Source organism: Mesorhizobium sp. M0923 (assembly GCF_040319365.1).
In the GTDB taxonomy this organism is placed as follows: Bacteria; Pseudomonadota; Alphaproteobacteria; order Rhizobiales; family Rhizobiaceae; genus Mesorhizobium.
In genome coordinates this window covers 150,053-164,360 of record NZ_JAMYNW010000014.1, presented here as the reverse complement: position 1 = coordinate 164,360, position 14,308 = coordinate 150,053, and the positions used below count along the sequence as shown (strand labels likewise).

The 14,308-nt window shown below is 62.2% G+C and carries 14 protein-coding genes; 10 read left to right on the top strand and 4 right to left on the bottom strand.

Translation table 11 applies throughout. From position 1 onward, the window contains the following. Positions 1-10 precede the first annotated feature (10 nt). The 10 genes from NKH89_RS23170 (at position 11) to NKH89_RS23125 (ending at position 10,995) form a co-directional block, all read left to right on the top strand. On the top strand, positions 11-1,300 hold the full coding sequence (locus NKH89_RS23170; protein ID WP_352910056.1) for an ABC transporter substrate-binding protein: 1,290 nt from the start codon (positions 11-13) through the stop codon (positions 1,298-1,300). 397 nt (positions 1,301-1,697) lie between these two features. Then, entirely contained in the window at positions 1,698-3,236 is a 1,539-nt protein-coding gene (locus NKH89_RS23165; protein ID WP_502896929.1) for an ABC transporter substrate-binding protein, read from the top strand. Positions 3,237-3,350: 114 nt separating this feature from the next. Next, positions 3,351-4,292, top strand: a complete 942-nt coding sequence (locus tag NKH89_RS23160; protein WP_352910055.1) for an ABC transporter permease — start codon at positions 3,351-3,353, stop codon at positions 4,290-4,292. Next, positions 4,292-5,155, top strand: a complete 864-nt coding sequence (locus NKH89_RS23155) for an ABC transporter permease (protein WP_023718490.1) — start codon at positions 4,292-4,294, stop codon at positions 5,153-5,155. The genes NKH89_RS23160 and NKH89_RS23155 overlap by 1 nt, the downstream gene beginning before the upstream one ends. After that, the gene (locus tag NKH89_RS23150; RefSeq protein ID WP_023718489.1) at positions 5,155-6,378 is read left to right on the top strand and encodes an amidohydrolase/deacetylase family metallohydrolase; all 1,224 of its coding nucleotides are present in this window, start codon (positions 5,155-5,157) and stop codon (positions 6,376-6,378) included. Before NKH89_RS23155 ends, NKH89_RS23150 begins: the two co-directional genes overlap by 1 nt. Next, entirely contained in the window at positions 6,375-7,394 is a 1,020-nt protein-coding gene (locus NKH89_RS23145; protein WP_023718488.1) for an ABC transporter ATP-binding protein, read from the top strand. The genes NKH89_RS23150 and NKH89_RS23145 overlap by 4 nt, the downstream gene beginning before the upstream one ends. Next, positions 7,391-8,383, top strand: coding sequence for an ABC transporter ATP-binding protein (locus NKH89_RS23140; RefSeq protein ID WP_352483667.1), 993 nt, complete (start codon positions 7,391-7,393; stop codon positions 8,381-8,383). The genes NKH89_RS23145 and NKH89_RS23140 overlap by 4 nt, the downstream gene beginning before the upstream one ends. A gap of 13 nt (positions 8,384-8,396) precedes the next feature. Further along, positions 8,397-8,888: a RidA family protein gene (locus NKH89_RS23135; protein ID WP_023718486.1), complete on the top strand. Its 492-nt coding sequence runs from the start codon at positions 8,397-8,399 to the stop codon at positions 8,886-8,888. 28 nt (positions 8,889-8,916) lie between these two features. After that, positions 8,917-10,116: an aminotransferase class V-fold PLP-dependent enzyme gene (locus tag NKH89_RS23130; RefSeq protein WP_352910053.1), complete on the top strand. Its 1,200-nt coding sequence runs from the start codon at positions 8,917-8,919 to the stop codon at positions 10,114-10,116. 57 nt (positions 10,117-10,173) lie between these two features. Beyond that, positions 10,174-10,995, top strand: a complete 822-nt coding sequence (locus tag NKH89_RS23125; RefSeq protein WP_352910051.1) for an IclR family transcriptional regulator — start codon at positions 10,174-10,176, stop codon at positions 10,993-10,995. 268 nt (positions 10,996-11,263) lie between these two features. Here NKH89_RS23125 and NKH89_RS23120 read toward each other — a convergent pair whose 3' ends face one another. The 4 genes from NKH89_RS23120 to NKH89_RS23105 form a co-directional block, all read right to left on the bottom strand. Further along, on the bottom strand, positions 11,264-12,274 hold the full coding sequence (locus NKH89_RS23120; RefSeq protein ID WP_023718483.1) for a hypothetical protein: 1,011 nt from the start codon (positions 12,272-12,274) through the stop codon (positions 11,264-11,266). Between the two features lie 4 nt (positions 12,275-12,278). Continuing rightward, a complete protein-coding gene (locus NKH89_RS23115) occupies positions 12,279-12,845 on the bottom strand; it encodes a hypothetical protein (RefSeq protein WP_352910048.1) in 567 nt (188 codons plus the stop codon). Positions 12,846-13,309: 464 nt separating this feature from the next. Continuing rightward, entirely contained in the window at positions 13,310-13,642 is a 333-nt protein-coding gene (locus NKH89_RS23110) for a hypothetical protein (RefSeq protein ID WP_023718481.1), read from the bottom strand. Positions 13,643-13,782: 140 nt separating this feature from the next. Beyond that, positions 13,783-14,289 carry a hypothetical protein gene (locus NKH89_RS23105; RefSeq protein WP_352910047.1) on the bottom strand — a complete coding sequence of 169 codons (507 nt, stop codon included), beginning with the start codon at positions 14,287-14,289 and terminating at the stop codon, positions 13,783-13,785. Between the last annotated feature and the right edge of the window lie 19 nt (positions 14,290-14,308).

Sequence of the window (14,308 nt, the reverse complement as noted above, 5' to 3'; positions counted from 1 at the left end):
GAGGAAGACAATGCCTTTGCACATGACACGCAGAGCCCTGCTGACGACCGCGATGGCCGCCGGCGCGACGGGCGCATTGGGTCGGTTGGCCCATGCCCAGGTAAAGACGCTGAACGTGCTTTGCCATCGCGTCCACCAAGCCAACCTGACGACCGGCGCCGCCGGCAATGTCATCAAGCCCTGGGAGGACAAGAACAACGCCCAGATCTCCTGGACTACGCTTGACAGCAATCCGCTCCAGGACCGGTTATTCCGGGAGGCGAGCCTGAGCGAGACCGATTTCAACGTCGGCTATGTCATCGACAACCGCATGACGTCGCAGATCGCCTCGCTGTTCGAGCCGCTCGACGACCTCAAGAACGCCGAGCCGATCGACGATTTCGACGATATCGCCGAGGGCCTGCGCCAATCGATGACCGTCGGCGGCAAGCTCGTCGGCATCCCCGTGCGCCATGCCACGCAGGGGCTTTTCTACAACGAGGAGCTGCTTCAGGAGGCCGGCATTTCGGCGCCACCGAACACATTGGAGGAGCTGGTCGAGCAGGCGAAGAAGCTGACCTTCACCTCCAAGTCCGGTACGCCGGCCGTCGGCATGATCCTTGCGAGCGACCTCGCCGTCTTCCCGGTCATGTTCGCCCGCGCGTTCGGCGGTGATTTCATCGACAAGCAGTTCAAGGTGGTTCCCGATCCGGAGGCGATGGAAAAGGGCCTGTCCGTGCTCGCCGACCTCTTCAAGGCCGGGGCGCTTCCCCGCAGCTACGCCACAACGCGCAACGACGACATGGCGACGTGGATGCAGCAGGGACGCGCTGCCTTCGCGGTGCTGCCTTTCGCCCGCTACGCGCAGCTCAACAGCAAGGAACAGTCGACTGCGCCGGGAAAGATCAAGCCGATCGAGTTTCCCGGCTCCAAGACCCTCGGCACCGGTCAGGAAATGCACCCAGTCGTCGAATCCTGGGCAATGGCCATTCCCGCCAATTCGGCGGACAAGAGGCTCTCCTGGAGCTACATCCGCTTCGTAGCGAGCAAGGCCGCCACACTCGACATGGCGCGCAACGGCAATGGCCCCGTCCGCGCTTCGACCTATGCCGAGCCGTCGTTCGCCGGGGCGCTGCCACAGGCGACGGTCGAGGCAGCCGCCCTTGCCAAGGCGCGACCGGCCTTTCCGGCTTTTCCCGAAGCCGCTCGCGCTCAGTCGACGTTTCTCGAGGAGGTTCAGCTCGCCGTCCTCGGTCGCAAGAGCCCGAAGGAAGCGGTCGCCGCCATTGTCGATCGCGTCAAGCCGCTAATGCCAGCTTGATCGTATGGACTGACGTGGCCATGTCGCCTGCTACTTGCCAGGCGACCAACCGGCGAGGATCAGCGCGGTCGTAAAGTCGTCGTCGGGTGAGGCGGTGTTCCATGGACCTGAGTTCGATCGCGCGAGCTCAGGACTGCTTAGCAGTGCGCTGGCGGCAGACAGCAGGTTCAGCGCGCCGCCACCGATATCCCACCACGCGGCCTAGGCGCCTGGGCGATCGCGTGATGCAGGCCTTACGGCGAGGCCACGCCTTGGCGCACGAGGATCATCAGCGACTCCAGCCGCGCGACGTCCTCTGGGCGAAAAAAGCTTGACGACATCATATTCGGATGCGTTTACTTCGTCCGTAACTAGGATATAAATTCCATTACTATGGAACAGAGCGAAGGGAACCAAGATGAAGCGTTTCTTGCAAATCGTCGCTTCACTCGCCGCGCTTATGCTGCCGGCGACAGGCGCTGCCTGGGCCGAGCCCGCTAGAGGTGGAGTGATTGATGTGGCGACCATTGGGGAGCCGCCGACACTGGATCCGATGGCCTCGACCGCCGATCTGGTTGGCATTGTCACGCAGCACATCTACGAGACGCTCTATACCTTCGACAAGGACTGGGGCATCACGCCGCTGTTGGCCGCCGAAATGCCACAGATTTCACCGGATGGCCGTACCTACACCATCGCGCTCAGAACCGGCGTTAAGTTCCACGACGGCAGCGATATGAATTCGGCCGACGTGGTCGCTTCGCTGCAGCGTTGGATGAAGATTGCCACGCGCGGCAAGCAGGCAGCCGAAGTCATCGCCACGGTCGACGCCGTTGACGACCACACCGTCAAGCTCACCCTGAAAAAGCCGTTCGCGCCACTTCTGTCGCTGCTCTCACTCAACAATGCGGCCGCAATCATCATCCCGTCCGAAAACGTGGGACAGGAGCCGCTGACCAGCTTCGTCGGTACCGGCCCCTATATGTTGAAGGAACGCAAGCCGGACCAGTACATCCAGCTTGCCCGGTTCGACGGCTACAAGTCGCGCGACGGCGAACCCAACGGCTATGGTGGCGCCAGAAAACAGTATCTCGACGAAATCCGTTTCGTGCCGGTTCCCGATGCGAACACGCGCGTCGAAGGCGCTGTCTCCGGCCAGTTCGCCTATGTTGACTCGCTGCCGGTCGAGTCCTTTGACAAGATCTCGGGTGGCAAGACCCAGCCGGTCATCTTGAAGCCGTTCGGTTGGCCGGTATTCGTCCTCAATACCAAGCAGGGGCTGAATTCCGACATTCGCATCCGCAAGGCGATACAAGCAGCGCTGGCGCCGAACGACATGCTGCTCGCCGCATTCGGATCGAAGGAGTTCTTCGCAGCCGACGGCGACATATATCCCGAAGGCTTTGCCTGGCACACGGACGCCGGCACCGAGCCCTACAAGCCCGATGGCGACACTGAGGCGGCTGCGGCGCTGCTGAAGGAAGCCGGCTATGACGGCAAGCCTTTGCGCATCCTCACCAGCCGCCAATACGAGTTCCACTACAAGCTGGCGCAGGTCGCGGCCGAGTATCTGAAAGCCGCCGGCTTCCAGGTCCAGCTCGACGTGGTCGAATGGGCGACGCTGACCAAGAACCGCACCGACCCGGCGCTGTGGGACATCTACATTAGCCACAGTCCGTTCCTGCCCGAGCCGTCGCTGACCGGCATAATGTCGGACTCCTCTCCGGGTTGGTGGGTTTCGGATCGCAAGCACCAGGTGCTTGATGCGTTCAACGCCGAAGCCGATCCGGCCAAGCGCGTCGCGCTGTTCGCAGATGTCCAGAAGGCGATCTACGACGAGGTTCCAGCGTTCAAGGTCGGCGACTTCAACGCCTTGGCCGCCCAGGCTCCCAAGCTGAAAGGCGTGACGCCGGCGCCATGGCCCTATTTCTGGAACGCTTATCTGGAAGGCAACTGAGACGGCTCCTCCCACCTTCCGCCTCAACCCAAGGATAGGCGGCCGGGTGCCGGCCGACAAAGAACCGTGGCGCCCGGCAAACCGTTCGATGATTGCTCAGGGACTATAACGCAGATGCTGCGCTCAATCCTCAACAGACTTCTCGGCATGATCGTCGTCATGGCGCTGGTCGTCACGATCGTGTTCGTCATCGTACGGGTGACGCCCGGCGATCCGGCGGCAGTCATGCTGGGTCCAGACGCCACGGCCGCCGATATAACCGCGCTGCGGTCCAAGCTCGGGCTCGACGGTTCCATCCTCGAACAATTCGGGCGCTACGTTCTCGATGTCGTCCAAGGCGACTTCGGCCAGTCGATCTTCCTCGGCGAGCCGGTCACGACCGCGCTCGCCCAACGCGCCGAACCGACGTTTTTTCTCACCGTCTTCTCCCTGGTAATCGCAACGCTCATCGCGCTGCCGGTCGGAATCCTGTCGGCCTATAAGCGCGGCTCTATCTTCGACCAGGCAGCAACCACCATTGCCATGTTCGCAGCCAGCGTGCCGAGCTTCTGGCTCGGCCTTGTGTTCATTCAGTTCTTCGCCGTGAAGCTCGGCTGGTTCGACACATCTGGCTATGGCGGGCCGGGAGCTTCGTTTGCCGACCGGCTTGACCATCTGGTGCTGCCGGCGCTGGCGCTCGGTCTCATAAGCTCGGCACTGATCACCCGCTTCACGCGTGCCTCGATGCTCGACGTGCTCAATGACGACTATGTGCGGACCGCCCGATCCAAAGGCATGAGCGAATGGCGTGTGGTGCTGAAGCATGCCTTCAGAAATGCCTTGATCCCCATCCTCACCGTCATCGGCCTGACCGCGGCACTGCTCATTTCCGGTGCGGTGGTGACCGAGACGGTGTTCGGCCTGCCCGGCGTCGGCAGCTTGGTCGTCTCGGCGGTGTTACGGCGCGACTATCCGGTTATCCAAGGCGCGCTGCTGGTCATTGCCGGGCTGTACGTCCTGGTCAATTTCGCCATCGACATGCTCTATCTGGCTGTCGATCCGAGGGTTCGCTACTGATGGCCGCTATCTCGGTGCCGCTCCAGGCGGAGCCAAATATGCTTTCGCGGCTGATGACGCGGCCGACGGCGGCGGTGGGCATCGCCGTACTGATCGCCATCGTGCTCGCCGCGATCCTCGCGCCGGTCATCGCCCCCTACGCACCGACTAAGCTCTCCATTGCCAGTCGGCTGCATCCGCCGAGCCTCGACCACCTGTTCGGCACCGACGATCTCGGGCGCGATATCTTTACCCGCACGCTCTACGCCGCGCGCACTTCGCTGGCGGTCGGCTTTGCTGTCGTGATCTTCGCCTCGATCATCGGTGTCGTTTTGGGACTGACTTCCGGCTTCTTCAGAAGGCTCGACGCGCCGGTGTCGCGGTTGATCGACGCCATGATGGCTTTTCCCGACATATTGCTCGCAATTGCACTCGTGGCGGCACTTGGCGCCACCGCCGTCAATGTCGTGGTCGCCCTCGGCGTGGTTTATGCGCCGCGGCTCGCACGCGTCGTGCGCGCCTCGACGCTGGTCATTCGCGAACTGCCCTATGTCGAGGCGGCCCGCGCACTCGGCGTGCCGACGCCGATTATCCTGGTGCGGCACGTACTGCGCAACGTCACCTCTCCATTGCTGGTGCAGGCAACCTTCATCTTCGCCAACGCCATCCTGGCCGAGGCCGGTCTGTCCTTCCTCGGCGTTGGCATATCGCCCGACATCCCGACCTGGGGCACAATGATCGCCACCGGCCGTCAATACATGGATCAGGCCGGCTGGATCATGATGTTTCCGGGCGGCGCCATCGTCATCACCGTGCTGTCGCTGCAGCTCGTCGGCGACGGCTTGCGCGATCTTCTCGACCCTCGTCTCGCAAAGGACATCTGATGTTCAGCAATCGCTCTTCCCAAACCGAAAGGCCGCTGTTGATCCGGGGCGCAAAACCAGTCGGCTTCGGCGGCGAGTTTGGCCAGACGATCGACGTGCTGATCGGCAAGGATGGCCGTATCGCCGAAACCGGTTCGACCATTGCCGCCGGCGAGGATGTGACGATGCTTGACGCCAATGGCGCGTTCCTGTCGCCCGGCTGGACCGATCTTCACGTGCATGTCTGGTACGGCGGCACCGACATTTCGCTGCGGCCGCAGCAATGTGGCGCCGCCCGAGGCGTCACCACGATGGTCGATGCCGGCTCAGCCGGCGAAGCCAATTTCCACGGCTTTCGCGAGTTCATTATAGAGCCGGCGCGAGAGAATATATACGCGTTCCTGAACATAGGTTCGATCGGTCTCGTCGCCTGCAACCGTGTCAGCGAGCTGACCGACATGCGCTCGATCGACATCGACCGCACCATTGCAACCGTCGAGGCCAACCGCGACGTCATCGTCGGACTGAAGGTGCGTGCCAGCCACGTCATTACCGGCGGCTGGGACCTGACGCCGGTCCGGCTGGCGAAGAAGCTCAGCCGCATCCTCAAGCTGCCGCTGATGGTGCACGTTGGTGAGCCGCCGCCACTCTATGACGATGTTCTCGGCCTGCTGAGCGAAGGCGACATCGTCACTCATTGCTTCAATGGCAAGGCCGGCGGCTCGATCATCGAGGACGACGATCTTTATCGGCTCGCCGAGGATGCGGCGCAGCGCGGCATTGTGCTTGATGTCGGCCACGGCGGCGCCTCGTTCTCCTTCGATGTCGCCAAGGCGGCGCTCGAGCGCGGTCTGCCGCCGAAGACGATCTCGACCGATCTGCACAACCGCTCGCTCGACGGCGCGGTGTGGGATATGGCAACCACCATGTCGAAGCTGTTGTCGCTCGGCATGGCATTCGACGATGTGGTGACGGCCTCGACGACGGCGCCGCGCCGCGCCATCCGGTTGCCCGCCGACGGACTGCTGGAAAAGGGCAGGCCGGCAGAATTCACTTTGTTCGACCTCGCCGACGCCGAGCTCACCGTGAAGGATTCGCAAGGGGCGACAAGTACGCTGCACCGGCTGTTCGAGCCTCGCCACGCTATCCTCGGTGCCGAGGCGATCATTGCCCACCGCCACCTGCCGCCGGAAGGTTCTGCGGGCAGTGTGCACGTCTGTCCGCATTGCGGGTGGAAATCATGAGCGGCGCGATCGCCAGCGACGTCATCCTGTCGGTTCGGGACTTGCGGACCTGGTTTCAGACCCGCCGTCTTACCGCCAAGGCGGTCGATGGCGTCACCTTCGACCTGAAGCACGGCAAGACTCTGGCCGTGGTCGGAGAATCCGGTTCCGGCAAGTCGGTGACCAGCCTGTCGATCATGGGCCTGCTGTCACGGCCCGGAAGGATCGCCGGCGGCCAGATATTGTTCCGCGATCGGCAGGAGCGTGTCCACGACCTCGCCGGATTTACCCAGAAGGAATTCCGCAAGGTCCGCGGTCGGGAAATCGCGATGATTTTCCAAGAGCCGATGACCAGCCTCAACCCGCTCTTAACGGTCGGCGATCAGATCGGCGAAATGATCGCGCTGCACGAGCCGGTGACCCGGGAGCAAGCGCGCAGCCGTGCGCTCGCCATGCTGAAGCATGTCGAGATTCCGGACGCCGTCTCGCGGCTCGACGACTATCCGCACCAGATGTCCGGCGGCATGCGCCAGCGCGTCATGATCGCCATGGCACTCGCCTGCAGTCCGTCGCTGCTGATCGCCGACGAGCCGACTACGGCCCTCGACGTCACCATCCAGGCGCAGATCCTCGATCTCTTGCGTCGCCTGCAGGTCGAGATGGGCATGTCGATCCTTTTCATCACCCACAATCTCGGTGTCGTCGCCGAGATCGCCCATGATGTCGTCGTCATGTACGGCGGCCGTGTCGTCGAGCAGGCACCGGTCAACCACCTGTTTGCGCACCAGCGCCATCCCTACACGAGAGGGCTGCTGGCCTGCACGCCCAATGCCGCGCGCGACATCGGTGACGACGGCAAGCGCCGGGCGCTCTATTCCATTCCCGGCAGCGTGCCGCCGATCACCGCATTGCCGCCGGGTTGCGCCTTCGAGCCGCGCTGTGACTTCGCCATTGCGCCGTGTCGCGCGGCACCGCCGCCATTGATGCCGGCAGGACTGCACGGCGCTTCCCGTTGCATCAGGAGTGCAGAGCTGTGAGCGCCGGGGTGATACCAAGTCGTGCGGCGACTGCGCCATTGCTCAGCGTGCAGGGTCTGACAAAGCACTTTCCCGCCCGCAATGGCCGCATCGTTCATGCTGTCGAGGATGTCAGCTTCGATGTCGGACGCGGCTCGACGGTCGGGCTGGTCGGCGAGTCCGGCTCCGGCAAGACCACCGCCGGGCGCGCCATCCTCAGGCTGGTGGAGCCGACCAGAGGCAAAGCGCTGTTCGACGGCGTCGATCTGTTTTCGCTGTCCGCACGTGAAATGCGCGGCTATCGGCAAAAGCTGCAGATCGTGTTCCAGGATCCATTCTCCAGCCTCAACCCGCGCATGCGCATCGCCGCCATCATCGGCGAGGCACTCGACGCGCGCGGCTTTCCGCGAGGCAAGCGACGTGCCGACAGGGTCGCCGAACTGCTGACCCTGGTCGGCCTGTCGCCTGATCACGCCACGCGCTACCCGCACGAATTCTCCGGCGGCCAGCGCCAGCGCATCGGCATTGCACGCGCGCTCGCCGTCGAGCCGGAATTCGTCGTCGCCGACGAGCCGGTCTCGGCGCTTGACGTGTCGGTGCAGGCGCAGGTGCTCAACTTGCTCGGTGAGTTGCAAAAGCGGCTCGGCCTGACGCTGCTGTTCATCGCGCATGACCTCTCGGTGGTCGAATACCTTTGCGACGAAGTGGTGGTGATGTATCTCGGCCGCGTCATGGAGCGTGGTCCGAGCCGTCTTCTCTACGCCGCGCCGCGGCACCCATACACCAAGGCATTGCTGGCGACAGCACCCGTGCCCGACCCGACCCGCCGACGCACTCACGTCGCCTTGCGTGGTGACATTCCAAGCCCGATTGACCCGCCTTCCGGCTGCGTCTTCCGCACCCGCTGTCCGGACGCAATTGCTGCCTGCGCCGGGATCATTCCGCCCGTCGACGATATCGGCGGCGGGCATCACGTGGCCTGCATCCGGCACAACCAAAAAACGATCTGATTGGAGTTTGTGTATGACTTTTTCCGAGCTCATGAAGCGACCGGAAAGCACGCCCTACGACCGGCTTTTGGCGCTTGGAATAACGCTGCCCGAGGCGCCGCCGCCGATCGCCAATTTTGTCACACACGTGCAGGAGGGCAAGCTGCTGTTCCTGTCCGGCCAGGGGCCGAGTGAGGCCGACGGCCGGGTCTATACGGGCAAGGTCGGTGCCGACGTGACCGTGGATCAGGCCTATGCCCATGCGCGGCTGACCGGTGTCAACCTCATTGCCGTCATGCACGCAGCGCTCGGCGATCTGTGCCGCGTGCGACGTGTGGTAAAGCTGTTCGGCATGGTAAACGCCACGCCGGATTTCGCCGATCACCCCGCAGTGATCAACGGCTGCTCGGACCTGCTCATCGACGTTTTCGGCGAGCGCGGCACCCATGCCCGCTCTGCGGTCGGTCACGGATCACTGCCGGGAGGGATCAGCGTCGAAATTGAAGCCGTCATCGCCGTTGATTAGTCGCATCGAATAGTCGGAGCACAAGACCATGCCTGTCGAAGATATCCGCAGCCAGTTGGGCCTCAGGCCCGTCATCAACGTCTCAGGCACGATGACCTCGCTCGGCGCCTCCATTGTCGTTCCCACGGCTGTCGAGGCTGTGTCCGGCATTCTCACCGAGTTTGTCGAAATGGCCGATCTGCATCGCAAGGCCAGCGCCGTGATCGCCGAATTGACGGGCGCGGAGGCCGGTTTCATCACCGCCTCCTGTTCCGCGGCAATCAGCCTGGCCGTGGCGGCCAGCATGACGGGCCCGGACCTTGCCGCGATCGAACGGCTGCCGGATACCGCTGGACTGAAAGACGAGATCGTCATCCAGTCCGGCCACATGGTCAGCTACGGCGCACCGATCGAACAGGCGATCCGTCTCGCCGGCGCCAAGGTCGTGCCGGTCGGTCAGGCGACCAGCGCCTCGGCGTATCAGCTCTCAGGCGCTATCACCGAGCGCACTGCTGCAGCAATCTACGTCGTGTCGCACCATGTCGTCGAGTATGGGCAAATCCCGCTGAAGATGTTCGTCGAAACCGCCCGTGCACGCGGGGTCCCGGTCATCGTCGACGCAGCGTCCGAATACGATCTGGCGGGCTTTCTCGCCAGCGGAGCCGATCTGGTGCTGTATTCGGGTCACAAATTCCTGGGCGGCCCGACATCCGGTATCGTCGCAGGCACGAAGGCGCGGGTGCGCGACGTCTACTTGCAGAACCGGGGCATCGGGCGCGGCATGAAGGTCGGCAAGGAAGGCATCGTCGGTGCGCTCGCTGCTCTCCAGGCCTGGAAAACGCGTGACCATGCGGGTATTCGCGCTCGCGAACGCCGAGCGCTCGACTGCTGGGCGCAAGCACTCGAGGGGCGGCCTGGCGTCACCGCCGCTATCGTACCCGACCCGACCAGCAATCCGCTCGATCGCTTGAAGGTGTGGGTGAATGCCGCCGAATCGCGCATTACAGCCTGGGATCTGGCCGACCGGCTGGCAGCTGGCAATCCGCCGGTGGTCGTCCGCGATCATGAAGTCGAGCACGGCTATTTCTTCCTCGATCCATGCAATTTGCATCCCGACGAAGAATTCATTGTGGCGGCACGGCTTGCCGAGGAGCTTGATGGCGCGCGCAAGTCGAATGCGATCATCGCCACACCATGGAACGAGCGTCTCATGGCCCGCGAGGCTGCGATCCTCAACTGGCCGGATTGAGGCTGGCTGTGGTAAATGCCCCGGCTGCCTTACAGTGCCCGCAAAACCGAGAATGCCATGCCCACGATAGCGCCCGACCTGCACCTGAACCCCGCCGAAGACCCGCGGGAACCCCGCCGCTCGCGCACCAGCGGTATCGACCGTGCGCTGCAGATACTCGACTATCTGCAAAAGCAGGGGCGGCCAGCAACTGCATATGAGATTGCGCACGACATCGGCGCCCCCCTGTCGACGATCTACGTCATCGTCGACGATCTGGTCGAAAAGGAACTGCTGGACCGCAAGGACGGCGGCCTGCTCTGGCTGGGTCCGCGGCTCTATCAGTACGGCCTGACCTACGCTCGCACATTGGACCTGCTCAACGTGGCAACGCAGGAGATGCACGAACTGGCTCAGAGTTCGAAAGAGACGATCCAGCTATGCGGCCGTGACGGTGACCATATGGTCGTGCTTGCGATGGAAGAGGGCAAAGATCATTTCCAGGTTACATCTCGCGTCGGGACCCGGACGCCGCTGAACTGGACCGCGTCGGGCCGGCTGCTCGTCGGCCATTTGCCGGAAGCCGAACGCCGCGCCATTTTCGCCCGATCCGCGATCGCCTCTCCGACCGGTCGAGCCGAGACGGACGAGGATGTGCTCGCTCGGGCGGCCGCCACAGCACTGGAGCTGGGCCTGTCCATCCAGGCTGGTGAATCTGACTTTTCAGTTGCCTGCATTGCGGCTCCCATCCGTGACAATCAAGGAGCCTGCCGTGCGACGATCTCGATCGTCGTCCCGGATATGAAGCTGAAGCAAAAGAACCCGGATTTGATTACGATGGTCAAGACCAGTGCGCGCCGCATCGAGTCGCGGCTCGGTTGGCGAGCCGACCGGCCATAACGAACGCCCGGCGCGAGTTGGCAAAATCGCGGGATGGTGCGCTTCTGCACATCCCGCTCACCGAACCAGAAATGATCCCATTGGGCTCAGCAGCCCGTCCAGACGAAAATTTGACGCATTGAACCGACGGGCGCCGAGTCTCCAGCCGTTCCAATCAAGCCTGCGCTCGCTCTTCAAGCTGGCCGATCTGGTGGTTTTCGGTGCCTGACAGGCTTGAGCAGTGAAACGAGAATGTGCTCTCTGGCCTGTTGATCAGACGCTCCCGTCGTCAGGCAACCGAGTACAGCGTCATCGCTGCATCAAAGCCGCGCTGACCTCTCGGGTCGAGGGCTGCCCTGATCCCCAGGGATCCGGGGCCCCGTGCGGTGTGGCCGCGCGCGCCGAGCCTCGCGTCGCCGAAGAGGCCCGAGGCGATGTCGAAGCCCAGAGTGTACATGCCGGGCGGCTCTGCAGTGCGGGCAGCCTTAAAGGCATCCGTCGAGGTCTTCTCCGCGATCTTCGCGCCGACGGTCGCGAGGCCGAGTTGCGCATTCCGGGCGACAATGAAGAACGCTGAATCCTCGCAGCCAACGCGCTCGTCAGCATCAAGGCCATCCATGAAAAGCTGCTTTCCCGGGCCCCATAGCGTGTCTGCTCCGGGCATCGCGACGCCAATATCAAACCCGGTCTTGGCGGGGCCGTCTGGCTCTAGTTCTCGCATCCCGCTCAACAACGCGTCGCGGCTGACCATCATTTTTCCCTTGTCTGCATAAACGCTTTTCAGCCCCTTCGCGCCTTCCGGAAATGGATCGGGCGTCAGCCCTTGCGGGAAACGCCGGGCCGGCGTCTGCTTCGCGGCGAAATCAACCGGCAGGCACGCTGTTTTAGGATCGTTGATCGCCGCGGCGGCGGCTTGCGCGATGATGTCTATATCGACTTGGAAACCACGGAATGCCTCCTGAACCATCTGCAGGGTTGTCGGTGCCGTGAAGGTGAACTTGCCTGGATTGAGCGTAATGAAGTCCATCAGGTTCATCTGGTCTAGCCGGCTGCTGCGCTCCTTCGCGCACTCAACCAGAACATCCTGGGCTTGCCGGACCTGCGCTGCGTTCGGCGGGATCGGTCCATCTGCGATGGAGATTGGAGCTAGGGTGACGAAATAAGGAACGGCATTGGCGTTCGGATCGGTCTGGAATGCGTTCAGCCATTGCTGGAGAAGCCCATACATCTGGCTGGGATCCGTTACGTCCCCCATGATCAGATTGATCGGGCCGCCTTCGTGGTAGACGGTCGTGCGCACGTCTTCATGGAAATGCCTCTGCCATTTTCATCTTGGCGTCGGCAGAAAACAGCCCGTAGGACCCCGACAACTCCATCGAAACGGCTTGGGCCTCCTCGAAACTGGCTGTATCCATCTGCAGGACGGCCAGGAACATCCCGCCGCGTCCTACCCCGTTCACGAACATGTTCCCGTAGCGTGATTGGAAGAGCTCGGGATTGCTCGATATCGCCGCCGCCGAGCCGCTCAGCTTTGGTTCGTCGATGCCGTGAAAGGGCAGCGTTACTTTGGCGGAGATGAGCAGGAACAGGGAACTGCTCTGGATCTTGGAACTTTGGGCGAAGTCAAACCTTCCGGACGCGGAGAAGCACCCGCACCCGCCGCTCGCTTCGACATTGATGCTCAGCGACTTTTCGAGTTCGGCGGTGGTGTGAATACGGCGTATGTCGAATGAAGATATGGACCCCATTGCATCGTCGACGCCGGAAAATGCGCCATCGACGACATGACCCATCGGACTACCCGTCGCAAGATCGACACCTTTTCCATAGTCGTAGCCGGGAGAGTAAGGTACGGTTACTTGAGTAAGCATTTCAATCTCCTGATGGGCCTATTGGCATTACTCTTAAATAAACCAGTTCAGCAGAGTATAATCTGCATGATTCTATCTGGCCGCCAGAGTGCAGTCTAAGGGGCTAGTTGGCGGCGTCCTCCCCACATTCCTAGCAGGAAGGCTCAAGCGTCGTCGGGAGGCGCTACCCCAAGCCATCTGTCGAGTTCCCGTTTCGGAACCAAAATTACAGGGCCGGGCGCTCCGCCCCGGGAACAGCTCCCAGACGTCTTTGATGTCCATGACCTTCTCTGCAAGGTCTTCAAAGAACGGTCCGACCGAAACCGATCCATGCATGTCAAGAAGCTCGATCGGAACCGGATCGCTCGCCGAGCTTGAGTTCGGAGCAGTTCCTGGCGCGGAGAGGCCACCCTCGCCGGAGGCACCAGACATCCAAGGCGGAGCAGGCGCGATCCTGCTTCGAGTGCGGATCGCGCATGCTAGAGCTAGTCTGATACGGATTGGACGAGGATGGTGATGTCGTAACTGGCATCCGCGCCCTGCACGTTTTTCACGGTTTGGAAATCCATGATCGCGGACAGGTCGATCATCCCTATCTCGTCATCGCCTGAAAGGTCGGTCTCGATAATATTAAGGTAGAATTCACCGGCTGGAACGATCTGTTTGATGTCGAGATTGTAGTCGTTTCCCGGAGTGAAGGATCCAATCGGGAAGCGAACAGGACCCATCACTCCAACAAGGTCGTCAGAACCTGTATAGTCGTTCGTCGAATGACATTTGATGCGGCTTATGTTCAGAGAGTAGGGACGCATGGTCATTGCTCCATCAACTTGTTGCGAGACGGAATGCTCACCTGCCCGAGCTTACGAATGGCTTACGGGGTGGTCACGGCCCGCTGCTTTCTGCTCGCTGAGGTGTTGTCGGCGACCGTGGACATCACCCGATGCCTGTCGCGCGGTCAGTCAATCCGGTAAATGACGTAGTAGGCCGAACCCTCAATCGCTGAGCGGGCGATCTTGGCGATTGGACCCATGCCTTGTTCTTCCTTGTCCATGGTGACGGAGCCGAGTGGATCGTTGCCATTAAGAGGGCCGTCTTCATCCCAAAGAGAGAGATTCTGGCTATACTCGAACGGCAGCACGAGGCCAGGTTCGAACGACTGGTCCGCATTGACTTCCCTGGTGGCTCCGGGAGAGGGCCAGACAGCGTCATCGACATTGCCTTCAGTCCCGGTGGTGATGAACAGGTTGTCCGGATCGGCCCGTATGGCGTCGATCGCTCCAAGAACGCTTGGCAGTGACTTGATCCCTTGCAGCAGGCTGCCGGCGAAGTCGTTGTGGATGAATTGCGGCGTCAGGCCCATGATGGCGTCGACTAGCGCCTGGTTGGCCGCGAAGTCGGTTCCGGTGGCGGGCTGGACACAATAGATGGTTTGAACGGTTGCGGTCGGCATGGTTTCCTCCATAAGTTGGAACGATGTCGAC